Raw genomic sequence first — 21690 nt, forward strand, 5'->3', positions numbered from 1 at the left:
GAAAGAAAAGACGGCCCTCTATCCTCAATTCGCTTGACCAGGCAAGTGGCAACGGCATAGTCGTATCCAACCGCCGAGCTGGATTCGGCGACGAGGGAGAGCACATGGCAACGGACGCCTTTTCACAGCAGATTGTAAACCTCGTGCGGAAAATGCCGGACGAGGCGATCCTCGCGCTCGTCAAGAATCAGCTGGGCGCCGTGACAGGGGAAGCGCCGTTGGTTCCTCCTGCGGCCCCGCGCCGCAGCCGCGCGCGCGCCCGCGCTGCTGGAGCGGTCCAGTCCAAAACGTCTTCCGTCGCGGCCAAGCGCGGCGCCGCGCCGAAGCGTCGGCCTGGTCGCCCGCGCAAGTCGCCGGCCGCCTCGGCGGAGCGTCAGGAGACGCTGGATGCCGTCGAGCGCGTCGTCAAAGCGAGCTCTGGCGTCAGCGCGAGCGAGGTGGCGAAGCAGGCGGGTATCCCGCAGACCCGCGCCGCCGCCGCGCTGAAGGAGCTGAAGCTGGAGAAGCGGATTTTCCAAGGTGGCGACCGTCGCTTCGCCCGCTATGCAGGCGACGCGAAGACCGCCGAGCAGGCGAGCGCGAACGCGCGCAAGACCGCGGCTGGGCCTGCGCCCGTGAAGAAGCCGAGCGCCAAGGGCCGCAAGCGCGTCGCTCCGGCTGCTGCTCCTCCGAAGTAGAAGTAGGTCTGAGGACCACCGCGCACGTCAGCAACAGATAGGGATGCAAGCTGTGCTGACGCGCCGCGTTTGGAATGACTATCCCGTTCGAGACGGAGCTCAGGGCGGGCTCCAGGTGAGCCCGCCATCATCGGAGGCCGCGACGTACCAGCCGCGGCGCGATGTCCCGGTGACGTCCGCTTGGAGGAGCATCAAGAGTCGATTTCCGAACGAGAGGAGGGTTCCGAGCTCGATACGGCCGCGCTCGCCCGCGCCTTCGCCGATGACCCTGGGGACGTCGTAGATCTTGCCCACTTCCGGCGATTGCGCGATATAGAGCCCCCATCGCGCTGCCGCGCGGGAGGTCAGCACTGCGGTGACGGCTTCGCGTGTGGGCGCCAGGGCGACAGACCGTTCATGCGGCTCCAGCCAGGGTCGAAAGGGCGGTTTCTCGGCGATGACGCAGGTGCCTTGGAGGGTGCACGTCGCGAGCGTGAGCTCTCCGGTTGTGGGCGTCATGACTTCGACCATGATCCGGTCGGCTGCGCAGCCGACCGACGCTCCGGGCGGGGCTTTCGCCGGGAGCTTCAGCACGGCTGTCTGGGCAGCGGAGACGGCGACCACGGCGGTCTTGTCGGGCGGCTGAGGAACGAGCTGGATCGACCAGCCGGCGAAGTCGCATGCTGGTGTCGTGGAGAGCGCGGCGATAGCCGCTGGGCTCATCGCGAGTCCCTCGACGCTCTTCGGTGCGTCGAGCGGCTTCCCCGGCGCGGGGACGGGCCGCACGAGGAGGTTGCGCCCGCGCACCGACAGGAGCGTCGGTGGGCGGCCATAAGGCACGGGCAGCGCTTGTTCCTGCGTGGGGAGCGGGACGGGAGGCACCGGCTCGGCGCCCGCCGGCCCCGCATAGACGAGGGTCGCGTGCCGAGGCTTGGGCTCCACGAGCAGCGCGGCGCTCTCGGCGGAGAGCACCGCGGGCACAGCGTTGACCAGCGGCCGCGCTCCGCGGCTCAGCGCGGGAAGCGTGACCGGTGAAGGTGCCGAGAGGTCGGTCGCCTCGAACGGAGCGAAGAAGAGACTCGGCGGGTCCGGCGCGGACGGCGTCCCTCGATTCCCGCGTGTCTCCGCCGGGAGAGCCGGGCCGCGCGGACCGGTCGTGAGCACCGTGGCGCCGTCTCCGCCGACCGACCAGGTCGACCACCCCTCGCGGACGCGCCGCAGAGATCGCCAGGTCCGGCCTGCGTTCTCGGTCACGAGCGCGATCGCCTCGTTCTCGACCTCTCCTGTCACCACGGCTCGCCTCTCATCGAGCACGAACGCCCGGCGCCATCGGGTCGACGACGGCGCGAGCGCCGAATCGATGCCACGCGCCTGGCCAATGGCGGTGGTGAGCTCATCCGAGGACGCCGCGCCCGGGGGCGGCGGGACGGTGATGGGCGCTGCCTTTTCCTTCTTCCCGCAGCCGAGCGCCAGGAGGGCCGTCAGGGCGGCAAGGGCGGTCGCAGCGGCACGGCGCCGCGTGGGCGCGCTCACTAGGGAGTCGAGCATCGGCAATCTCTCCGCTGGTGGCGCCCTGGCTTGCTGCGCGGCGGCCCTGGCCTCTCCACGACGCGCTCGCTCGCTCGCGCTGCGCCCGAGCCATCTTGTCGGAGCGCCCGTCGCGTCACGGAAAGATGCGCGCGCGGCGATCGCCCGGTCTCCCCGCTGGGTCGCCCCGAGCTCCGCGTTCGATTCACGTCTGCCCCATAGCGGGGTGCAGGTTCGCGCGGTACAGGCTCATCCGCGTCGTTCGGCTCGCTGCGGCGTACCTTCGTACGCCTCACTCGCCTGCCTACCGGCTGAGCCCGTATCACACGAACCTGCACGCCGCTATCGTGCCGGCCGCACGCCGCGCGGCCAGCACTAGTCGGCCTGCTCCGGATCCATGCAGCACCGGAAGCCAGTCGAGTAGTCGTGGTAGCCGAAGGAGTGGGCGGTCGTGGCATATTTGCAGCCCTCGCCGTTGCGCGTCGTGTCCATGAAATAGCCGCCCCGGAAGGTGCCGCTCGGATCATCGACCCACTCGTGGAGGTTGCCTACCATGTCGAACACGCCGTAGGCGTTGGTGCATCCCGCGCGCTCGCCCGTCGGGAGCAGCGCCTGGGACAGCTGGTTGATGAGCGGGTTGTTCATCGCCGTCGTCCAGCGCTCCTCGGGCTTGATGTCGAGCAGCGCGGCGATCTCGGCGACGGGGTGGACCCGTCGCTCGTCATCGTTGCACACGCCCTGCTGGCGGAGCGCGCCGTAGGGGAACGTCGTGTCGTCCGGCCCTCGGCAGGCGGTCACCCACTCCTCCGAGGTGCACAGGCGCTTGCCCGATGCCGCGCACGCCAGCTTGGCCTGCCGCCCGCTGATGTAGCCTTGGGGGATGACCCCCTGCCAGGACACGGCGCGGACGCTGCGCTCGTTCCCGTCAATCGGATCGTAGGGCGACCAGGGGCGCTCACCGCTGGGCGTCACCTCGACCAGAGTGCCCTCCCAGCGGTCGACGCACACGCGATCGTCGACGAGGGCCATCTCCGCGGGGCAGCGCGCGCTGGCCGTCGAGGAGGACATCGAGATGGCGCCGATCTCGGACTCCATCCCCGAGGCGAGCGTCGCGCTGTCCTTGACGGCAGCGAGCGCGCTCTCCTTGGCCTTGATGCGCCGTTCCGTCGGGACGGCGGCGGTCCCCTCGAGCGAGGCGCGCACCATCAGGCGCGGCGTGATCTGCTCCGCTGTCGTCGACCCGGGAGCACAGCCGGCCGCCGCGACGAGCACGCCGAGCAGCGCTCCACCGAGGAATGGACGCGCCCCCGGCGATCGCGGAACGGAGGCTGCCAGGCGCGGGCGGGAGGAGTCCTTGGCCACGGAGGAGCCGAGGATCCCTTCCCGCGATCTTTTTTGCAACCGAATACCGCGCTCGGGGGCTCCCCGAACCGGCCTACATGAGAGGCTGCGCGCGCCGAGGCGCTAAGGTGGGTATGAGCTGGTGAGAGGCCCAGAGGTCATCTGGTGTGCGTCGAATGCCAGAGGAAAAGGACGGCGAGAGCAGAGCGCGCACGGTGGGCGCGCAGGCCGTGCACCCGCGGCGGCTGCCGGGTCAGTAGAAGGCCATGATCTCCTCGTAGCATGCGTCGTAAGCGTCCTGGCAGGAGACATCGGGGTTGTCGTTCATGCACGCGACGAGCTCGTCCGCTGCATCTCGGTTGAGGGGGTTCATCTGAGCCGCGCACTTGGCGGGGTCGAACGTGCCGGCGTCGCAGAACTCGGAGATGGTGTCGCAGATCTCGTCGGCCTGGTGCGGGCACGCGTTGGCGTACGTGCGGTTCATGCACGCCTGAACGGGATCCACATCGCACGCCCGCTCCACGCCGATGTCGCTCAGGCAGTCCACGAGGTCCGCGGCGTGACCCGGGGAGAAGACGGCGAAGCCGTGCTTGCAGAGCCCGTAGCCGATCGGGTCCTCGTCGCGGTTCGCGCCGCACTGGCTCGTCGCCCCCTGCGCAGGCGAGATGTTGAGCTCGTCGCATGCCGCGACCGTGAGGTCGCCGTCCGACGCTTCGATGCAGGCGTCGCTGCCGCCGGTCCCGCCCTGGCCGCCGTCGCCGCCGTCGCCGCCGTCGCCGCCGGTGCCGCCGTCGCCGCCCTGGCCGCCGGTGCCGCCGTCGCCGCCGCTGCCCGTGGACCCGTGGGTGACGCCGGGGCCGACCGTCTGGTCCACCTCGTTGTCGGTGTCCGCCGTGGTCACGACGCAGCCGGTGTAGATGGCGGGCAAGATGAAGGTAAGCGCGAGGAAAGAATGGCGATGGCGAGCAAGCATGGTCACGTTGCCTCCTACAATGTCAGGGAAGAGTTCCACAGCCTGGTGCGTTCGACTGAACGTGGGGCTCCCCTATTCCCCTCGCAATCCTGCTCTTCGGCCTGGTCCAGCCGTCCGACGCCGACGTTCCGGGGGTGCACCTCCGCCGTCGACGGCTCAGACCGCCGTCGACAGCTTGTTTCAGATGCATTTCGTCAGTGTCAAGAACAGATTTCAGCCTCGTGGTCGCCCGCCCGCCTGCCCGAGCACCAGGCCCGGCGTGCCCGGAGCCCCCCGACGTCCGTTCAGGAAGATCTGAAAAGCTGCTCAGCCCACGGGGACGCGCGAAACAAACTGAAAGGGAGCGGAAGGATCGCGCTTGCGTACCGCGCCTCCCGCTGGTAATCACCGCGCTCCGTTTTCCCGGGCGATCGGGTGTCCTCCCGGTCTCCCAGTAGAAGAGCCGTAACGGCGCTTCGATCCCAGCTCCGCCCCTTCGGCCGCCGTGGGAACCCCCCCGGTGACGCGAAGGGGGCCCACGTCGATGGACGTCGGGCTGGGACCGGAAGCGTACGACGGTGCAACCGGTTCGCAGTGAACCGAAACCCGGTACGGAGTCACTCCGCCCGCCGGTGTCGCGAGGTGTCTCGAATGGTAAGCAAAGCCAGTGCGATGTTTTCGCGGATCGCCCCGCGCAAGGCTCGCATGATCGCCGATCTCGTTCGAGGTCGCGACGCGGACGAGGCGATCCAGCTGCTCTCGTTCACGCAGAAGAGCGGAGCCCCCGTCCTGCGGAAGATCATCGAGAGCGCGGTCGCGAACGCCCAGCAGGCGGGCGCTGACATCGACGCGCTCTTCATCAGCAAGGCCACCGTCGACAAGGGGCCGAACAAGTTCAACCGCCGCTGGCGGCCGCGCGCGATGGGCCGTGCGACCCGGATCACCAAGGGCGTGTCGCACATCGTCATCGAAGTCGACGAGAGAAAGTAAGTAGAGGACCTGCCGCTATGGGACAAAAGACCCATCCGTATGGCTTCCGCGTCGGTGTCATCAAGACGTGGAGCAGCAAGTGGTACGAGGACGGCGCTGCGTATCAGAAGTGGCTCCACCAGGACATCCGCATCAAGCGCGCGATCAAGCAGTACCTCTACAACGCCAACATCGCCGGCGTGGAGATCGAGCGCGCCGCCAACCGCGCGAAGGTGATCGTCTTCACCGCCCGCCCCGGCATGGTGATCGGCAAGGGCGGCAAGGGCATCGAGACGCTGAAGAGCGGGAACGTCGGCACCGCGTCCAAGGGCGAGACGCTCTTCCCGGGCGTGTCGTCGTTCACCGACAACGAGGTGTTCATCGACGTGCAGGAGGTCCGGAAGGCCGAGACCAACGCGCAGCTCGTCGCCGAGAACATCGCGACGCAGCTCGAGCGCCGGATCGCGTTCCGCCGGGCGATGAAGAAGGCGGTGTCCACCGCGATGAAGTTCGGCGCGAAGGGCATCCGCGTGCGCTGCGCCGGCAGGCTCGGTGGCAGCGAGATGAGCCGCGTCGAGACCTACCGTGAGGGCCGGGTGCCGCTGCACACGCTTCGGGCCGACATCGAGTTCGGCCTGGCCGAGGCGAAGACCAAGGTCGGCATCATCGGCGTGAAGGTCTGGATGTTCAAGGGCGAGGTCCTGCAGCGTAAGGCGCGCCGGATCCAGTAGAGGGATTGCAGAATGCTGTCTCCGAAGCGAACCAAGTTCCGCAAGATGCAGAAGGGGAACAACCGCGGCCTCGCCATGACGGGCAGCGATGTCTCCTTCGGCGACTTTGCGCTCCAGTGCGTCGAGCCTGCCCGCGTGACCTCGCGGCAGATCGAGGCGGCTCGTATGGCGATCCAGCGGCACGTGAAGCGCGCGGGCAAGCTCTGGATCCGCATCTTCCCGGACCGTCCGGTGACGAAGAAGCCGCTCGAGGTCCGCATGGGTGGGGGCAAGGGCGCGCCCGAGGAGTGGTGCGCGCTCGTGCAGCCGGGCCGCGTGATGTACGAGATCAGCGGCGTGAGCGAGGAGACTGCGAAGGAGGCGTTCCGCCTCGCGTCGCACAAGCTCCCGATGCAGTGCAAGTTCCTCGCCCGCGGGCTGACGTGAGGTAGGCGATGAAGGCGAAGGATTTGCGTGAACGCACCACCGAGCACCTGCGCGAGCTCGAGAAGTCTCTGGCGGCGGGCCTGTTCGAGGCGCGGTTCAAGAATTTCACGAACCGGCTGAACGACACGGCGACGATCCGCAAGGCGAAGCGGGATCTCGCGCGGGTGAAGACGATCCTCACGCAGCGTGCGCGTGCCGAGGAGAAGGCGTAGCCATGGCGAAGAAGAAGGCAGAGATCCAGCAGCCGGCCGCTGCGGCGCCCGAGCTGGCAGCCGCGGCGCCTGCGCAGGCCGAGACCGAGGCGAAGGCGCACGGCTTCCGGCGCAAGCTGGTCGGCAAGGTGACCAGCGACAAGATGAACAAGACGGTCACCGTCGAGGTCATCCGGAACGCGCTCGACCCTGTGTACAAGAAGTACGTCCGTCAGCGGGAGCGCTACAAGGCGCACGACGAGACGAACCAGTACAAGGTGGGCGATCGCGTCGAGATCACGGAGCACAGGCCGATCTCCCGCGACAAGCGGTGGCTCGTGACCAAGCTCGTTGCCCGCCCGGTGGAGGAGTAGCGCCATGATCCAGGTGTCGACGCATCTCGAGGTCGCGGACAACTCCGGCGCCCGAATCGTGAAGTGCATCAAGGTGCTCGGCGGCTCGCGCCGCAAGTACGCCGCCCTCGGCGACGTCATCGTCGTCTCGATCAAGGAGGCGTTGCCGGGCACCAAGGTGAAGAAGGGCGAGACGGCGCGCGCCGTCGTCGTCCGCACCGCCCGGGAGTACCAGCGCTCGGACGGCAGCTACATCAAGTTCGACGGGAACAGCGCGGTCCTCATCAACAAGGAGAAGGAGCCGATCGGTACCCGTATCTTCGGGCCGGTCGCTCGTGAGCTCCGCGCGAAGAAGTTCATGAAGATCATCTCTCTCGCTCCGGAGGTCCTCTGATGAAGCGCCTCAGGGTCGGTGACCTCGTGCAGGTCATCAGCGGCAAGGAGGAGGGGAAGCAGGGCCGGATCACCAAGATCCTCGCTGACGAGGATCGCGTGGTCGTGGAAGGCCTGAACACGGTGACCCGCCACCAGCGGCCCACGCCGCGCAACCAGGAGGGTGGGAAGATCACCAAGGAGGCGCCGATGCACGCCTCGAAGGTCATGCCGGTCGATCCGGCGACGGGCAAGCCGACGCGCGTGAAGATCCGCGTCGGTGAGGACGGCAAGAAGACGCGCGTCGGCAAGAGCGGCAGCGCGATCGGTGTGGGCTAGCCATGGCGGACAAGAAGGACAAGGACAAGGCGGCCAAGGACGCCGGCAAGGGCAAGGACAAGCCCAAGTCGCAGCAGGCCAAGCCGCAGGCGCCCGCCAAGAGCAAGGAAGCCAAGGGCGCGAAGGCCAAGGGCGCCGAGGCCGAGGCCTCCGGGCCGGCCGAGGAGCGCCCGCGCGACCCGAACTACGCGCCGCGGCTCCGCACGCACTACAGGAAGAGCGTGACGGCCGCGCTCGCGAAGAAGTTCGGCTACAAGAACCCGATGATGGTGCCCCGCCTGCAGAAGGTGGTCATCAACATGGGGCTCGGCGCCGCGGTGCAGAACCCGAAGATCATCGACTCCGCCGTCGAGGACATGCGGGCGATCTCCGGCCAGAAGCCGGTGGTGACCCGGGCCCGGAAGTCGATCGCGACCTTCAAGCTGCGCGAGAACCTGCCCATCGGGGTGATGGTGACCCTGCGTGCCGAGCGGATGTGGGAGTTCGTGGATCGCCTGATCGCGTTCTCTCTCCCGCGTGTTCGCGACTTCAAGGGCGTGAGCCCGAAGGGGTTCGACGGCAAGGGCAACTTCACGATGGGCCTGCGCGAGCAGATCATCTTCCCCGAGATCGACTACGACAAGATCGATGTCGTGAAGGGGCTCAACATCTCGTTCGTGACGACGGCGAAGACGGACGAAGAAGGACGCGCGCTCCTGACCGAGCTTGGCATCCCGTTCCGGCATTGAGGGATTATCGATGGCCCGTGCAAAAGAGTTTGCGAAGCTGAACCGTCCGCCGAAGTTTTCTACGCGGCACAAGAACCGTTGCAAGGTGTGCGGGCGCGCGCGCGCTTACTACCGCGACTTCGAGCTCTGCCGCGTCTGCCTTCGGTTGTTCGCGCTCCGTGGTGAGCTCCCTGGTGTGATCAAGGCCAGCTGGTGATTCTATGATGACCGATCCCATCGCCGACATGCTGACCCGCATTCGCAACGCGGCGCTCGCGCGGCACGACCGGACCGAGGTCCCCGCGAGCCGCATCAAGGCCGCGGTCGCGGAGATCCTCAAGTCCGAGGGCTTCATCGCCGACGTGCGCGAGACCGAGGGCGAGGGTCCCAAGAAGCTCACGATCGTGCTCAAGTACGGGCGCGATCGACAGAGCGCGATCGACGGCGTGCGCCGCGTCTCCCGCCCCGGGCGCCGCGTGTACGTGCGTCACGACAGGATCCCGCGCGTGTTCAGCGGTCTCGGGATCTCCATCCTGAGCACGTCCCGCGGGCTCATGAGCGACAGGGATGCGCGCCGCCTCAAGATGGGTGGCGAGCTGATCTGCGAGGTGTGGTGATGGAAGCTCAGGCGAACGCAGCCCAGCCCGCGAACGGTGATAGCCGGCTCGCTCCGAAGACGTCGCGCGTCGGCAAGCGCCCGATCGACCTGCCGAAGGGGGTCACCGCGACCGTCAACGGCCGGAAGATCGACGTCAAGGGCCCGAAGGGCCAGCTCTCCCGCGCGATCACCGACAAGGTGGACATCAAGCTCGAGGGCAGCAAGCTGCACGTGAGCTCGGTGGCGCCGGGGCGCGACGGGTCGCGCCTCCAGGGCCTCACGCGGGCGCTCGTGGCCGCGATGGTGAAGGGCGTCGCCGAGGGCTACGAGCGGACGCTCGAGCTCAAGGGGACCGGCTATCGCGTCGAGCTCAAGGGCACGACGCTGAACTTCGCCCTCGGCTTCTCCCACCCGGTGACGTTCCCGGTGCCGACGGGGCTCACGGCGACGATCCCGGCGGACTCGAAGGGCACCGTCCTCGTCCTGGCGGGCGCGGACAAGGAGCTCATCGGGCAGACGGCCGCGACGATCCGTGGCTTCAGGCCGCCGGAGCCGTACGGCGGCAAGGGCGTCCGTTACCGCGGCGAGCGCGTGCGGGAGAAGGCTGGCAAGGCCGGCAAGGGCGGCAAGAAGTAAAGGCGAGCGGCGGCGGCGACGCCGCTGCACCGAGGGACGAGACGGTCATGGGCATGAAAATCGTCGGTCGGGAGCGCCGGAAGCTCCGCATCCGCAAGAAGGTCGAGGGGACGCCGGAGCGCCCGCGCCTCAGCGTCTTCCGCAGCTCGAAGCACATTTACGCGCAGGTCATCGACGACGTGAGCGGCAAGACCCTCGCCCACGCTTCGACGCTGTCGAAGGACCTCAAGGGCTCCCTCGACGAGGACAACAAGGTCGAGGCGGCGAAGAAGGTCGGGGCGCTGATCGCGAGGATCTGCAAGGAGAGGCAGATCGACAAGGTCGTCTTCGACCGCAACGGCTATCTGTATCATGGGCGCGTCAGCGCCCTCGCCCAGGCGGCGCGCGAGGCAGGTCTCGATTTCTGACTCCCACAGCCGCTGCCCTGATGGTGAGGGCGGCGGGCGCGGTCAACTGCCGCGGCGGAGAACGTGATAGAGGACGGTTATGGCGTTCGATCATGTCGACGAAGAGAAGCTGAAAGAGCGAGTCATCCACATCAACCGCGTCGCCAAGGTCGTCAAGGGCGGCCGGCGCTTCAGCTTCTCGGCGCTGGTCGTGGTGGGCGACGAAGCGGGGCACGTGGGCATCGGCCTGGGCAAGGCCAACGAGGTGCCGGAGGCCATCCGCAAGGGGAACGATCAGGCTCGCAAGAACCTGTTCCGCATTCCCCTGGACGGCGTGACCATCCCGCACGACTCGTTCGGCCACGTCGGGGCGGGCAAGGTCCTGCTGAAGCCGGCCAGCCCCGGGACGGGCGTCATCGCCGGCGGCGCGGTGCGCGCCGTCGTCGAGTCGGCGGGGATCCACGACGTGCTGTCGAAGTCGCTCGGCACGAGCAACCCGCACAACGTCGTGCACGCGACCGTCGCGGCGCTCCGTGGGCTCAAGAGCCCGGAGAGCGTCGCCGGCAAGCGGTCGATGCAGCTCGACTCGCTCGACTACCAGCGCCGCGGTAGCACGAACACCGCGGGTCGACGGCGCGCGAGCGTGGCGCCGCCCCCCGGGAAGCCGGGCGGCGGCGGTGGTGCACCGAGCGGCGGCGGTGAAGGAGGCTCGCAGTGAAGCTCCGGGTACGTCAGAAGGCCAGCAACATCGGCCAGGTCGAGCACACCCGCAAGATCATCAAGGGGCTCGGCCTGCGTGGGCCGGGGTCCGTGGTGGTCGTCGCGAACACGCCCTCGTTCCGTGGCATGGTGAAGAAGGTCCTCCACCTCGTCGAGGTCGAGGAGGTCGCCGACGGAGCGACCTCGTCGAAGGCCTGAGAAGCGAGATCGTCATTCCAGCGGAGTCGCCGCGTACGGAAGTGTGAAACATGGACATTCTTTCTAAGCTCCAAGCCCCTGAAGGCGCCGTAACCAAGAGGCTCCGCGTTGGCCGTGGCGTGGGCTCGGGCGTCGGCAAGACGTCTGGCCGCGGACAAAAAGGGCAGAAGGCGCGGGCCGGCGGCAACATCAACAAGAAGCACTTTCAGGGCGGGCAGACGCCGATCCAGCGTCGCCTCCCGAAGCGTGGCTTCCGCAACCCGCTCGCGGACATCGTCGTCAACGTCAACGTCGGCGACCTCGAGGCGTTCGATGATGGCGCCCAGGTCGATCTGATCGCGCTCCACGAGCGCCGCCTCGTGCAGGGGCGGTTCGACGTGCTGAAGATCCTCGGCGACGGTGAGCTCACGAAGAAGCTCACGGTGACGGCGCACCGCTTCTCCAAGGGTGCGGTCGAGAAGATCGAGAAGGCGGGGGGCAAGGCGGTCGTGCTCGCGGCGCCTGCACCCCAGGGCAACTCGACGGACTCCTCGTCCTCGTAGTCAGCGCGCACGCGCACCCACCAAGCCGGAGTCCAGGATCGCCTATGGCCAGCCTCGCGGGAATCACCAACTTCCACAAGATCCCCGAGCTCCGGCGACGCGTGATCTTCACCCTGGTGATGCTCGCGGTCTACCGGGTTGGCGTCTTCGTGACGACGCCGGGCGTCGACCGGAACGCGATGCGGCAGTACGTCGCGAAGCAATCCGGCGGCCTCCTGAGCTTCTTCAACATGTTCTCGGGCGGCGCGCTGGAGAACCTGTCGATCTTCGCGCTCGGGATCATGCCGTACATCTCGGCCTCGATCATCATGCAGCTCATGGGCATGGTCTACAAGCCCATCGACGAGCTGCGGAAAGAGGGCGAGCAGGGGCGTCGGCGGATCGATCAGTACACGCGGTACGGCACGGTCGCGCTCTCGCTGTTCCAGGCCTTCTCGATCGCGAAGATGCTCGAGGGCCTGTCGAGCAGCGAGACCGGGGCCGGGATCGTGAACCACCCCGGCATCGGCTTCCAGCTGATGACGGTCATCACGCTGACGACCGGGACCGCGTTCCTGATGTGGATCGGCGAGCAGATCACGGAGCGCGGCGTCTCGAACGGCGTCTCGCTCCTGATCTTCGCGAGCATCGTCACGCGCATCCCGGAGGAGATCGGCAACTACTTCGCCCAGAACGCCGGCGATCTCCAGCCCCTGACGATGGCGGCGATCGTCGCGTTCATCGTGTTCGTCATCGCCATCATCGCCTTCTTCGAGAACGGCAGGCGTCAGATCCCGATCGTGTACTCGCGGCGCCAGGTCGGTCGTCGCGTCTACGGCGGGCAGACGGCGCACCTGCCGCTGAAGGTGAACACGTCCGGCACCATCCCCCCCATCTTCGCGTCGTCGCTGCTGATGTTCCCGCAGACGCTCGCGAACATGAACGTCCCGGGGGCCGAGCAGATTCAGGCGATCATCAACCGGGGGGACTGGGTCTTCAACACCGGCTACGCGCTGCTCATCATCTTCTTCTGCTTCTTCTACACGAACGTCACGTTCCAGCCGGTGGACGTCGCGGAGAACCTGAAGAAGCAACAGGCAAATATCCCCGGGATCAGGCCAGGCAAGCAGACGGCGGACTACATTCACCGCGTGATCCAGCGGATCACCGTGGGCGGCGCGCTCTATGTCGCCGCGGTGTGCGTGGTGCCCTCGATCGTCGGCAACCTGCTGCGTGTTCCCTTCGGCTTCGGAGGCACGTCGCTCATGATCGTCGTCGGCGTCGCGCTCGACACCGTGAACCAGCTGGAGGCGCACCTGATCACGCGGAGCTACGAGGGGCTGACGGGCCCCGGTGCCACCCGCATCCGGGGCCGCAGGCTCCCGGAAGCGTGATGGAGGGCAAATGATCTTGGTTCTGGTGGGGCCTCCTGGAGCTGGGAAGGGTACGCAGGCGAAGCTGCTGTGCGCACGCTTCGGCATCCCGCAAATCTCGACCGGCGACATGCTGCGCGAGGCGAAGCGGTCGGGGACCTTGGAGAAGCGCTATCTGGACATCATGGACTCTGGCGGACTCCTGCCGGATGAGGCCGTCATCGGCCTCATCGCGCGCAGGACGGTCGAGCCCGACTGCAGCAATGGCTTCCTGCTGGACGGATTTCCCAGGACTGTGCCTCAGGCGGACGCGCTCGACGAGCTCCTGGCCAACCAGGACGGCAGGCGGATTGATGCGGTGATCCAGCTGGACGTGGCGCGTCCCCTGCTTGAGGAACGGCTGATCCACCGCCGAACTGACAAACGCAGTGGACAGATACATCATCTCGTCTATAATCCGCCGCCCCCCGGTGCGGAGCTAGAGCATCGGGCCGATGATCGGCCCGAGGCTGTTGCAAAGCGTCTCGACGCCTACGAGGCGATGACGGCCGCCCTTCTTCCGTTCTACGAGGAGAAGAAGCTGCTGCATCGCGTCGATGGAGTCGGGAAGCCTGAGGAAGTGACGCACAGGGTGCTGTCGGCCATTGGCCGGCCGGGCTCGGGTGGAGAATGAGGCGTAAGAATCAGACCAGACCGCCGAAAGAACCGAAGGGCGACAAGCTCGAGTTCGACGGCGTGGTTCAAGAGGCCCTGCCGAACGCCATGTTTCGCGTGAAGGCGGACAACGGCCTCGGCGTCCTCGCGACCATCAGCGGCCGGATGCGGCAGTACTACATCAAGATCCTGCCGGGCGACCGCGTGACCGTCGAGGTCTCGCCGTATGACCCGAGCCGAGGCCGGATCACGTACCGGCATAAGTAACGTAGTTTTTTGAGGAATCTGGAGGCTCCCCGTGAAGGTGCGCCCGAGCGTCAAGAAGATCTGCGACAAGTGCAAGGTGGTCCGGCGGCGTGGTGTCGTTCGAATCATCTGCGAGAACCCCCGCCACAAGCAGCGCCAGGGGAACTAGCTCTTTCGGCGGAAGCCCGCCCTCGTTTCGGTTTGGAGTAACCATGGCTCGTATCGCTGGTGTCGATCTCCCGCGTCGGAAGCATGTCGCCTACGCCCTGCCGTACCTGTTCGGTATCGGGCGGACTCTCGCCTTGCAAATCTGCGAGAAGACCAACATTCCGCAGAACAAGCGGGTCGAGGAGCTCAGCGACGCTGAGGTGAAGGCGATCCGCGACCTCCTGGACGCCGAGTACAAGGTCGAGGGCGACCTGCGGCGCGAGGTGCAGCTCAACATCAAGCGGCTCATGGACCTCGGCTGCTACCGGGGGCTCCGCCACCGGCGCGGGCTCCCGGCGAACGGCCAGAGGACGCATACGAACGCGCGCACCCGGAAGGGACCGCGCAAGGGCATGTTGCAGCGGCGTCCTGCCGCGACCAAGTGACGAGCGGGGATTAGGACGCCATGGCGCAAGCGAAGACGGCTGCCAGTACCACGAAGGCCAAGCAGAAGAAGAAGGTCAAGAAGAATGTCTCCGCGGGCATCGCGCACATTCAGTCGACCTTCAACAACACGGTCGTGACGATCACGGACATCAACGGCAACGCGATCGCGTGGTCGTCCGCTGGCGCTCGCGGCTTCAAGGGATCGCGCAAGTCGACGCCGTTCGCCGCGCAGCTCGCGGCGGAAGAGGCGGCGCGCCGGGCGCAGGAGCACGGGATGCGCTCGGTCGCCGTGTTCGTGAAGGGGCCGGGGGCCGGGCGTGAGAGCGCGCTCCGTGCGCTCCAGACCGCTGGCTTCAAGGTGACGCTGATCCGCGACGTCACGCCGATCCCCCACAACGGTTGCCGGCCGCCCAAGCGGCGCAGGGTTTGAGGTAATTCACGATGGCTCGCTACATTGGTCCGGTCTGCAAGCTCTGCCGCCGCGAGGGGATGAAGCTCTACCTCAAGGGCGAGCGGTGCTACTCCGAGAAGTGCGCGTACACGCGGCGCCCGTATCCCCCCGGCCAGCACGGTCAGGGGCGCATCAAGCTGAGCGAGTACGCGGTGCGCCTGCGCGAGAAGCAAAAGGTGCGTCGCATCTACGGCGTGCTCGAGCGGCAGTTCAGCGGGTATTTCCAGGAGGCCAACCGGCGCAAGGGCCGGACGGGCGAGGAGATGCTCGGGCTGCTGGAGCGGCGGCTCGACAACGTGGTGCACCGGATGGGCTTCGGCTCGTCCCGCGCCGAGGCGCGCCAGCTCGTCCGGCACGGGCACGTGCACGTGAACGGCAAGCGGCTCGACATCCCGAGCTACGTCGTTCGGGCGGGTGACCGGGTCGAGCTCACCGAGGGGGCGCGCAAATTCAAGAGCGTCCTCGCCTCCGTCGGCGGCGCGGACAAGCGCCCGGTCGCGAGCTGGATCGACGTGGATCGCGCGGCGTTCACCGGCGCGATCAAGGGCGCGCCGATCCGCGAGGATCTCAACGAGCCGGAGATCCGCGAGCAGCTCGTCGTCGAGTACTACTCGCGCTGATCGCGCGAGTGCGGCGCGGAGGAGGGCGGCGTCGCGAGCGCACCTTGCAGGGTGCGCTCGCTCGCTGCGGGCTCCCCTCGGCGCCGCCGTCCCGCGCTCGCGCGCGGGGGCATGGAGCCTAGGATGCGGGCAGGAGGCGGCGCCGATCGGCCGAGTGCGGCCACGGCGTGAGACCTCCGCGCAAACCTCATGAAGGAAGGAGATCGCCATGACGATGAACAACCCGAACCTCACGATGATCGCCCGTAACTGGCGCGACCTGATCCGGCCGAAGGGCATCTCGATCGACGCGGAGAGCGGGACCCAGTTCTACGCCAAGTTCACGTGTGAGCCCCTGGAGCGCGGCTTCGGGATCACGATCGGCAACTCGCTGCGCCGCGTGCTGCTCTCCTCCCTCCAGGGGGCGGCCGCGACGGCCATCCGCATCGAGGGTGCGCTGCACGAGTTCACCACCGTGCCGGACGTGGTCGAGGACGTCAGCGACATCATCCTCAACGTGAAGGAGGTCGTCTTCAAGGCGGCCACCCCGAAGACGTACTCGGTGCGGATCGATCGCGAGGGGCCCGGGCCCGTGTACGCGCGCGACATCCAGCTGGTCGATGGCCTGTCGGTGCTCAACCCCGACCACCTCATCGCCGTGCTCGACAAGAAGGGCCCGCTCTCGATGGAGCTCACGGTCAACGTGGGCCGCGGCTACGTGCCCGCCGAGCGCAACAAGACGCCGACCATGCCGATCGGGACGATCCCGATCGACGCGCTGTTCTCGCCGATCCGCAAGGTGAACTACACCGTGCAGAACGCCCGCGTCGGGCAGGTGACCGACTACGACAAGCTCACGCTCGAGGTCTGGACCAACGGGTCCGTCTCGCCGGCGGACGCGGTCGCCTTCGCCGCGAAGATCCTCAAGGAGCAGCTCTCCATCTGGGTCAACTTCGAGGAGAGCGAGGAGACGAGCTACCAGGCGGTGATGAGCGACGACGAGCCGCTCAACGAGAACCTGTTCCGCTCCGTCGAGGAGCTCGAGCTGAGTGTCCGCTCCGCGAACTGCTTGCAGAACGCGAACATCACGCTCATCGGCGAGCTCGTGCAGCGGACCGAGCAGGACATGCTCAAGACCAAGAACTTCGGTCGCAAGTCGCTGAAGGAAATCAAAGAGATCCTCGCGAACATGGGGCTCTCGCTCGGGATGAAGATCGACAACTGGCCGCAGCTCCTCGAGCGCTGGAAGGCGCAGCAGGCGCAGGCGTGAGTCGGTACTGAGGGAACGTCATGCGTCACAAGAAAGCGGGCAGGCAGTTTGGTCGGGATACCTCCAGCCGCAGGGCGATGCTTCGCAACCTGACGGCGAACCTGATCACCCACGAGCGGATCGAGACGACCGACGCCAAGGCGAAGGAGCTGCGGCGCGTGGCCGAGCGGCTCATCACCAAGGCGACGCGGCTCGGCAAGGTCGCGTACACCGCGCACGGGGAGCTCAGCCCCGGCGACAGAGCGCGCCGTCTCCACGCCGAGCGGCTGGTGGGCAGCTACATCCCTCGCTGGGGGGTCGCGACCGACGGCAAGAAGGTCGACATCATCGCGAAGGTGATGATCGATCTCTCGAAGCGCTTCGAGGGGCGGCCGGGCGGCTACACGCGGATCATCAAGCTCGGTCCGCGCCGCGGTGACTGCGCGCAGATGAGCCTCATCGAGTTCGTCGACGCGCCGCCGGTCGCGGACGCGCCTGCGCAGGCCGCCGAGCCGGTCGCCGCGGCGGAGCCGGCCACCCCGGCGACGACCGCCGGCTGAGCCGGAACCAGGCCGGCGCAGCGCGGCGCCGGCGCAGTCGCAGACAGCACGCCGGGAGAGCGCTCAGCTCGCCCGGCGTTTCTGCGTTGTGAGCCCGGCCGGCGCTGCTCGGGGACCGACCGCTGCGTGGGCCTGGTGCTCGCGACGGCTCAGCGGTCGTGCGCGCCGGCTTCAGGGGCGTCGTCGCTCCGCGATTCCGCCTCCTCGATAGGCTGTGCTGGCAGGTCGGGGTCCGCCTTCGAAATGGCGGTCGGGGCCGGCTCGGGAGGCGTCTGGGGCTGCGGAAGAGCGGCGCTGTCCTGCCCTCGGGGCGGCGCCGAGGCTGGCGATGCGCTCGGCCGCGAAGGGGGTGGCGCCGAAGCTGGCGATGCGCTCGGCTGCGAAGGGGGCGGCGCCGAGGCTGGCGATGCGCTCGGCTGCGAAGGGGGCGGCGCCGAAGCTGGCGATGCGCTCGGCTGCGAAGGGGGCGGCGCCGAGGCTGGCGATGCGCTCGGCTGCGAAGGGGGCGGCGCCGAGGCAGGAGACGCCGGCGGGGGCGCAGGAACGGTGCCGGCTTGCGCTCGAGCGGGCGATGGAGCGCTCCGCCGCCGGGCGATGAAGAACATCGAGAGCACCGCGGCCAGACCTACGGCTCCCGCGGCGATGTGGCGGTTCGTCTGGCTCTTCCGCTCCGCGACCTTGTCCCCGAGGGAGGTGAGCGCAGCCCTGGCGCCGGCGTGGGAAGGGTCGAGCTCGATCGCGCGCTCCAGCACGAACTTGTCCGGCGTGCCGCGCTCGATGAGGAGCTCGCCCTCGAGGTAGGCGATCTCCGCTTCGATCTTCTTCGCGCGCTCGCCTGGCGCGTCGAGGCGCAGCGCCTTGCGCAGCATGGCGAGCGCGTCGTCGCGCCGGTCGGCAGGCAGCGATTTCGCCCGCTCCACGTAGGCGTCGACCATCTCCTTGCGGCGCTCGAAGAGCGGCGCGCGGGCGAGCACCTTGTCGAACGCGTCGGTCGCCTCGGCGGGCTTGCCCGCGCTCGCCGCGGCGACGCCCTCGTCCATCAGCTTGTACACCTCCGCGAGGCGCGCGCGATCGTACGTCCCGAAGAGCTCGCGCGCGACACGGTCCCACGACCACTCGCGCGGCGGCTTCGCGCCGGTGAGGTCCAGGTAGGCGTCGCGGAGTTGCCAGATGCCGGGCTCGCCGATCGCGGAGATCGCCTCCCGCGCGGCGTCGCGCAGCCGCGCGCGGTCGCTGTTGCAGAAGCTCAGGATCACGCGCATGGCGTCCACGTCCCGGACGCGGCCGTAGGCGCGGAGGACGTCGGCCAGGATCTGCGTGTCATTCGACGCGATCGCCTCGCCGGGGATCGCCCGGCCGAGCAGGTCGAGCTGCTTGTTGGCCCACCGCTGGACGATCTTGGCGTCGTGCTGGCGCGCCTCGATCAGCGCGGGGACCGCCTTGTCGCGCAGCTTGGCCACCTGTCGCTGGAGATCGATGCGGAGCAGCTCGCCGAAATAGGCGTGCAGCGCGATGAGCTCGCGGACCGCAGGCGTCGTGCCTGCAGCGACGAGCATCCGCTCCATCGCGAGCAGCTTGACGACGTCGCGCCACGCGCTGTCCCGCGGCCGCGCCACGGCCAGCATGAAATCCAGCCAGTCCCCCTCGTCCTTCTCGTCGTCAGCGCCCTTCTTGGCGCTCGGGTCGGCCTTGATGTCCTTCTTCGCGCTCTTCGCGTCGCCGGCGTCCTTCTTTGCGCCCTGGTCGGCCTTCGCGTCCTTCTTCGCGTCCTTCGCGTCACCGGCGCCCTTCTTTGCGTCGCCAGCGCCCTTCTTTGCGTCGCCAGCGCCCTTCTTCGCGCCCTTGTCGGCCTTCGCGTCTGCGGTCTTCTTCCGGTTGCCGTCGCGCTCGCCCTCCCCCTTCATGGCCTTGCGGCCTTCTCTGCGCGCGTCCGCGAGCACGCGAGGCGCCGCGCTCCGATCGAGCGAGCCGCGGATGTCCTGAACGCGCAGCCGCACCGCGTCGACGATGCCAGGGATCGGCTCATCGAGGGCCGCGCGGGCGTCCTCCCGCGAGCGCGCGTCCTCCGACGTGATCTGGTCGAGTATCCGGTCGAGCTCGCGGACCGCGGCGATGTCTGGCTCCGGGCGGGCGATCGGGGCGAGGCGCGGGAGCTCAGGGAGCGCGGAGGAGGCCGGCGCGGAAGTGCCGGCGTCGCGCTCGCCGGCGGCGCGCGCCGGAGGCGTCGCGAGCGGCGCCGCTGCGAGCAGGCCAATCAGGACGAGCCACGCGCACGCCGGCGTGCGTCGCCGCGCCCATCGCGCGCCTGCGCCCCTCGGATCCGTCGTGTGCCGTGCCAAGCGCCTCAATCCGTGATGCGAAAGTCGAAGAAATCGCCGGAGAAGCCCCGCCACCGGACGTCGACGCGCTCGACCCGCGCGGCGCTCGGGCCGCGGTTCGCCCAGGCGATGAGCTCCTTCAGCTCGTCCTCCTCCCCCTCGGCGAGGACCTCGACGCTGCCGTCGGAGCGGTTTTTCACCCAGCCGGTGAGGCCGAGCCGCTTGGCCTCGCGCTGCGTGGAGGCACGAAAGAAGACGCCCTGGACGCGACCGCGGACGAACAGCTGAACCTGTTTGAGCCCCATGGAACCAGCTTGACTTAGCCGCGCGTTCCGGGGGAGGCAACTTCAGGTAACACCTGGGAGCCACCGGCAGTTCGCCCGCGTCGTTCTTCGTACGGACGGCGCGGGCGACCTGTATCCGTGCCGCGCCCCACGACGCGCGCGCATCGTCCGTGCCCCCCGCCGCGCATTGACAGAGCAGACGCGCTTGATAGAGTCGCCGCCCGATCGGCAAGCACAGCCCGCCGATCGAGCGACATGAACGTGAGGGGCGCCGGTTGCGAGGCGAGCCCTCTTCCCTCTGGCGACCCGCCGACATCGACGACATGCTCGGCCCCGCCTCGGGTCCGACCCGCTAGTCCCCCCCAACAAAAAACCAACGACCGACGGCCTCCACGCCCTTGACAGGGCACGCGCCGTCGCATCCTGGAGCTTTCCGACTCATGCACCTCAGGGAACTGAAGCAGAAACCGATGGCCGAGCTCGTCCAGATGGCGAAGGGGCTCAACATCGAGGGCGCTGCCGGGCTGCGCAAGCAGGAGGTCATCTTCGCTCTCCTGCAGGCCCACGCGGCGCAGGACCAGCCGGTCTACGGCGAGGGCGTGCTCGAATGCCTGCCCGACGGCTTCGGCTTCCTCCGGGCGCCGGACTACAACTACCTGCCGGGTCCGGACGACATCTACGTCTCGCCGTCCCAGATCCGGCGCTTCAACCTCCGCACCGGCGACAGCGTGAGCGGCTCCATCCGGCCGCCCAAGGAGCGCGAGGCGTACTTCGCGCTGCTCAAGGTCGACAAGATCAACGGCGAGCCCCCCGAGGTCGCCCGCGACAAGATCCTGTTCGACAACCTCACGCCCCTCTACCCGCAGCAGAAGTTCAACATCGAGAACGGGACGAAGAGCTTCTCGACCCGCATCATCGACATGCTCTGCCCCATCGGGAAGGGGCAGCGCTGCCTCATCGTCTCGCCGCCCCGCGCGGGCAAGACGGTGCTGCTCCAGCAGATCGCCAACGCGATCTCCGCGAACCACCCGGACACGACGCTGATCGTGCTGCTCATCGACGAGCGCCCGGAGGAGGTGACCGACATGCAGCGCACCGTGAAGGGCGAGGTGATCAGCTCGACCTTCGACGAGCCCCCGACGCGGCACGTGCAGGTCGCCGAGATGGTGATCGAGAAGGCGAAGCGCCTCGTCGAGCACAAGCACGACGTCGTGATCTTGCTGGACTCGATCACCCGCCTGGCGCGCGCGTACAACACGGTCGTCCCGCCGAGCGGCAAGATCCTCTCCGGCGGCGTCGACTCGAACGCGCTGCACAAGCCGAAGCGGTTCTTCGGCGCCGCGCGCAACGTCGAGGAGGGCGGCTCGCTGACGATCGTCGCCACCGCGCTCGTCGACACGGGCTCGCGCATGGACGAGGTCATCTTCGAGGAGTTCAAGGGCACGGGTAACAGCGAGATCCACCTGGATCGCAAGCTGATGGAGAAGCGGATCTTCCCCTGCCTCGACATCAACAAGAGCGCGACCCGCAAAGAAGAGCTGCTGCTGCCGGAGTGGATCCTCCAGCGCGTGTGGCTGCTCCGCCAGCTGCTGCACCCCCTCAACGTCATCGACTCGATGGAATTCCTCCTGGACAAGGTGAGCCGCACCGAGACCAATCAGGAATTCCTCGAGAGCATGAACCAGTAGCGGCGCGTCCTAGGGGCGTTCCCGGCGGTCGTCGGGAGCGCTCTCTACCTA

At 68.1% G+C, this 21690-nt stretch carries 30 protein-coding genes and 1 pseudogene; 26 read left to right on the forward strand and 5 right to left on the reverse strand.

Features of this window, described 5'->3' with window-relative positions; all coding sequences use genetic code 11:
• Positions 1–104 precede the first annotated feature (104 nt).
• Entirely contained in the window at positions 105–677 is a 573-nt protein-coding gene (locus ACSRUE_RS08710) for a hypothetical protein (protein ID WP_437943442.1), read from the forward strand.
• A gap of 99 nt (positions 678–776) precedes the next feature.
• Here the strand turns inward: ACSRUE_RS08710 and ACSRUE_RS08715 are convergent, their stop codons facing one another.
• From ACSRUE_RS08715 to ACSRUE_RS08725, 3 genes are all read right to left on the reverse strand, one after another.
• Positions 777–2204, reverse strand: a complete 1428-nt coding sequence (locus ACSRUE_RS08715; protein ID WP_437763665.1) for a hypothetical protein — start codon at positions 2202–2204, stop codon at positions 777–779.
• Positions 2205–2558: 354 nt separating this feature from the next.
• Positions 2559–3545, reverse strand: coding sequence for an SUMF1/EgtB/PvdO family nonheme iron enzyme (locus ACSRUE_RS08720; protein WP_441290602.1), 987 nt, complete (start codon positions 3543–3545; stop codon positions 2559–2561).
• A 232-nt stretch (positions 3546–3777) separates the two neighbouring features.
• Positions 3778–4497 carry a hypothetical protein gene (locus ACSRUE_RS08725; protein WP_441293069.1) on the reverse strand — a complete coding sequence of 240 codons (720 nt, stop codon included), beginning with the start codon at positions 4495–4497 and terminating at the stop codon, positions 3778–3780.
• 630 nt (positions 4498–5127) lie between these two features.
• Between ACSRUE_RS08725 and rplV the strand changes: the two genes are divergently transcribed.
• From rplV to rplQ, 24 genes and pseudogenes are all read left to right on the forward strand, one after another.
• On the forward strand, positions 5128–5466 hold the full coding sequence (gene rplV / locus ACSRUE_RS08730; protein ID WP_012240567.1) for a 50S ribosomal protein L22: 339 nt from the start codon (positions 5128–5130) through the stop codon (positions 5464–5466).
• A 17-nt stretch (positions 5467–5483) separates the two neighbouring features.
• A complete protein-coding gene (rpsC, locus tag ACSRUE_RS08735) occupies positions 5484–6176 on the forward strand; it encodes a 30S ribosomal protein S3 (RefSeq protein WP_020740980.1) in 693 nt (230 codons plus the stop codon).
• 12 nt (positions 6177–6188) lie between these two features.
• Positions 6189–6602, forward strand: a complete 414-nt coding sequence (gene rplP / locus ACSRUE_RS08740; RefSeq protein ID WP_012240565.1) for a 50S ribosomal protein L16 — start codon at positions 6189–6191, stop codon at positions 6600–6602.
• An 8-nt stretch (positions 6603–6610) separates the two neighbouring features.
• Positions 6611–6814, forward strand: coding sequence for a 50S ribosomal protein L29 (gene rpmC, locus ACSRUE_RS08745; RefSeq protein WP_012240564.1), 204 nt, complete (start codon positions 6611–6613; stop codon positions 6812–6814).
• A 143-nt stretch (positions 6815–6957) separates the two neighbouring features.
• Positions 6958–7167 (forward strand): 30S ribosomal protein S17, encoded by a 210-nt coding sequence (gene rpsQ / locus ACSRUE_RS08750; RefSeq protein ID WP_061614911.1) that lies wholly within the window; start codon positions 6958–6960, stop codon positions 7165–7167.
• Positions 7168–7171: 4 nt separating this feature from the next.
• A complete protein-coding gene (rplN, locus tag ACSRUE_RS08755; protein WP_012240562.1) occupies positions 7172–7540 on the forward strand; it encodes a 50S ribosomal protein L14 in 369 nt (122 codons plus the stop codon).
• Positions 7540–7857, forward strand: coding sequence for a 50S ribosomal protein L24 (rplX, locus tag ACSRUE_RS08760; RefSeq protein ID WP_437763667.1), 318 nt, complete (start codon positions 7540–7542; stop codon positions 7855–7857). Before rplN ends, rplX begins: the two co-directional genes overlap by 1 nt.
• A 2-nt stretch (positions 7858–7859) precedes the next feature.
• Positions 7860–8585 (forward strand): 50S ribosomal protein L5, encoded by a 726-nt coding sequence (gene rplE, locus ACSRUE_RS08765; RefSeq protein ID WP_437763668.1) that lies wholly within the window; start codon positions 7860–7862, stop codon positions 8583–8585.
• 10 nt (positions 8586–8595) lie between these two features.
• The gene (locus ACSRUE_RS08770; protein WP_012240559.1) at positions 8596–8781 is read left to right on the forward strand and encodes a type Z 30S ribosomal protein S14; all 186 of its coding nucleotides are present in this window, start codon (positions 8596–8598) and stop codon (positions 8779–8781) included.
• Positions 8782–8785: 4 nt separating this feature from the next.
• Entirely contained in the window at positions 8786–9181 is a 396-nt protein-coding gene (gene rpsH / locus ACSRUE_RS08775) for a 30S ribosomal protein S8 (protein WP_012240558.1), read from the forward strand.
• Positions 9181–9798, forward strand: a complete 618-nt coding sequence (gene rplF, locus ACSRUE_RS08780; protein ID WP_441290603.1) for a 50S ribosomal protein L6 — start codon at positions 9181–9183, stop codon at positions 9796–9798. Before rpsH ends, rplF begins: the two co-directional genes overlap by 1 nt.
• 47 nt (positions 9799–9845) lie before the next feature.
• Positions 9846–10205, forward strand: a complete 360-nt coding sequence (gene rplR / locus ACSRUE_RS08785) for a 50S ribosomal protein L18 (protein WP_012240556.1) — start codon at positions 9846–9848, stop codon at positions 10203–10205.
• Positions 10206–10284: 79 nt separating this feature from the next.
• A pseudogene (gene rpsE / locus ACSRUE_RS08790) lies at positions 10285–10764 on the forward strand (30S ribosomal protein S5); the annotation flags it as partial.
• Between the two features lie 134 nt (positions 10765–10898).
• The gene (rpmD, locus tag ACSRUE_RS08795) at positions 10899–11102 is read left to right on the forward strand and encodes a 50S ribosomal protein L30 (RefSeq protein WP_437295775.1); all 204 of its coding nucleotides are present in this window, start codon (positions 10899–10901) and stop codon (positions 11100–11102) included.
• Positions 11103–11152: 50 nt separating this feature from the next.
• A complete protein-coding gene (gene rplO / locus ACSRUE_RS08800; protein WP_012240553.1) occupies positions 11153–11644 on the forward strand; it encodes a 50S ribosomal protein L15 in 492 nt (163 codons plus the stop codon).
• Between the two features lie 44 nt (positions 11645–11688).
• Positions 11689–13017 carry a preprotein translocase subunit SecY gene (gene secY, locus ACSRUE_RS08805; RefSeq protein ID WP_441290604.1) on the forward strand — a complete coding sequence of 443 codons (1329 nt, stop codon included), beginning with the start codon at positions 11689–11691 and terminating at the stop codon, positions 13015–13017.
• A gap of 10 nt (positions 13018–13027) precedes the next feature.
• Positions 13028–13669: an adenylate kinase gene (locus tag ACSRUE_RS08810; protein WP_441290605.1), complete on the forward strand. Its 642-nt coding sequence runs from the start codon at positions 13028–13030 to the stop codon at positions 13667–13669.
• Complete coding sequence (gene infA, locus ACSRUE_RS08815) at positions 13666–13917, forward strand: translation initiation factor IF-1 (RefSeq protein WP_012240550.1); 252 nt, start codon at positions 13666–13668, stop codon at positions 13915–13917. The genes ACSRUE_RS08810 and infA overlap by 4 nt, the downstream gene beginning before the upstream one ends.
• A 31-nt stretch (positions 13918–13948) precedes the next feature.
• The gene (gene rpmJ / locus ACSRUE_RS08820) at positions 13949–14065 is read left to right on the forward strand and encodes a 50S ribosomal protein L36 (RefSeq protein ID WP_012240549.1); all 117 of its coding nucleotides are present in this window, start codon (positions 13949–13951) and stop codon (positions 14063–14065) included.
• A 43-nt stretch (positions 14066–14108) separates the two neighbouring features.
• Positions 14109–14489 carry a 30S ribosomal protein S13 gene (gene rpsM, locus ACSRUE_RS08825; RefSeq protein ID WP_012240548.1) on the forward strand — a complete coding sequence of 127 codons (381 nt, stop codon included), beginning with the start codon at positions 14109–14111 and terminating at the stop codon, positions 14487–14489.
• A 20-nt stretch (positions 14490–14509) separates the two neighbouring features.
• A complete protein-coding gene (rpsK, locus tag ACSRUE_RS08830) occupies positions 14510–14920 on the forward strand; it encodes a 30S ribosomal protein S11 (RefSeq protein ID WP_437277599.1) in 411 nt (136 codons plus the stop codon).
• Positions 14921–14931: 11 nt separating this feature from the next.
• Positions 14932–15561 carry a 30S ribosomal protein S4 gene (gene rpsD / locus ACSRUE_RS08835; RefSeq protein WP_272102129.1) on the forward strand — a complete coding sequence of 210 codons (630 nt, stop codon included), beginning with the start codon at positions 14932–14934 and terminating at the stop codon, positions 15559–15561.
• A 208-nt stretch (positions 15562–15769) separates the two neighbouring features.
• Positions 15770–16810 carry a DNA-directed RNA polymerase subunit alpha gene (locus ACSRUE_RS08840; protein WP_020740962.1) on the forward strand — a complete coding sequence of 347 codons (1041 nt, stop codon included), beginning with the start codon at positions 15770–15772 and terminating at the stop codon, positions 16808–16810.
• A gap of 20 nt (positions 16811–16830) precedes the next feature.
• A complete protein-coding gene (gene rplQ, locus ACSRUE_RS08845) occupies positions 16831–17349 on the forward strand; it encodes a 50S ribosomal protein L17 (protein ID WP_437763674.1) in 519 nt (172 codons plus the stop codon).
• A 149-nt stretch (positions 17350–17498) separates the two neighbouring features.
• On the opposite strand, the gene ACSRUE_RS08850 is transcribed toward rplQ, so the two are convergent.
• Together ACSRUE_RS08850 and yccX are read right to left on the reverse strand one after the other, a co-directional pair.
• Complete coding sequence (locus ACSRUE_RS08850) at positions 17499–19688, reverse strand: hypothetical protein (RefSeq protein WP_441290606.1); 2190 nt, start codon at positions 19686–19688, stop codon at positions 17499–17501.
• 5 nt (positions 19689–19693) lie between these two features.
• Positions 19694–19972 (reverse strand): acylphosphatase, encoded by a 279-nt coding sequence (yccX, locus tag ACSRUE_RS08855; protein ID WP_012240542.1) that lies wholly within the window; start codon positions 19970–19972, stop codon positions 19694–19696.
• A gap of 419 nt (positions 19973–20391) precedes the next feature.
• Here yccX and rho point away from each other — a divergent pair, with 419 nt between their 5' ends.
• Complete coding sequence (rho, locus tag ACSRUE_RS08860) at positions 20392–21639, forward strand: transcription termination factor Rho (protein ID WP_012240541.1); 1248 nt, start codon at positions 20392–20394, stop codon at positions 21637–21639.
• Positions 21640–21690 lie beyond the last annotated feature (51 nt).

This window comes from Sorangium sp. KYC3313, assembly GCF_052075895.1.
GTDB lineage: Bacteria > Myxococcota_A > Polyangia > Polyangiales > Polyangiaceae > Sorangium > Sorangium cellulosum_B.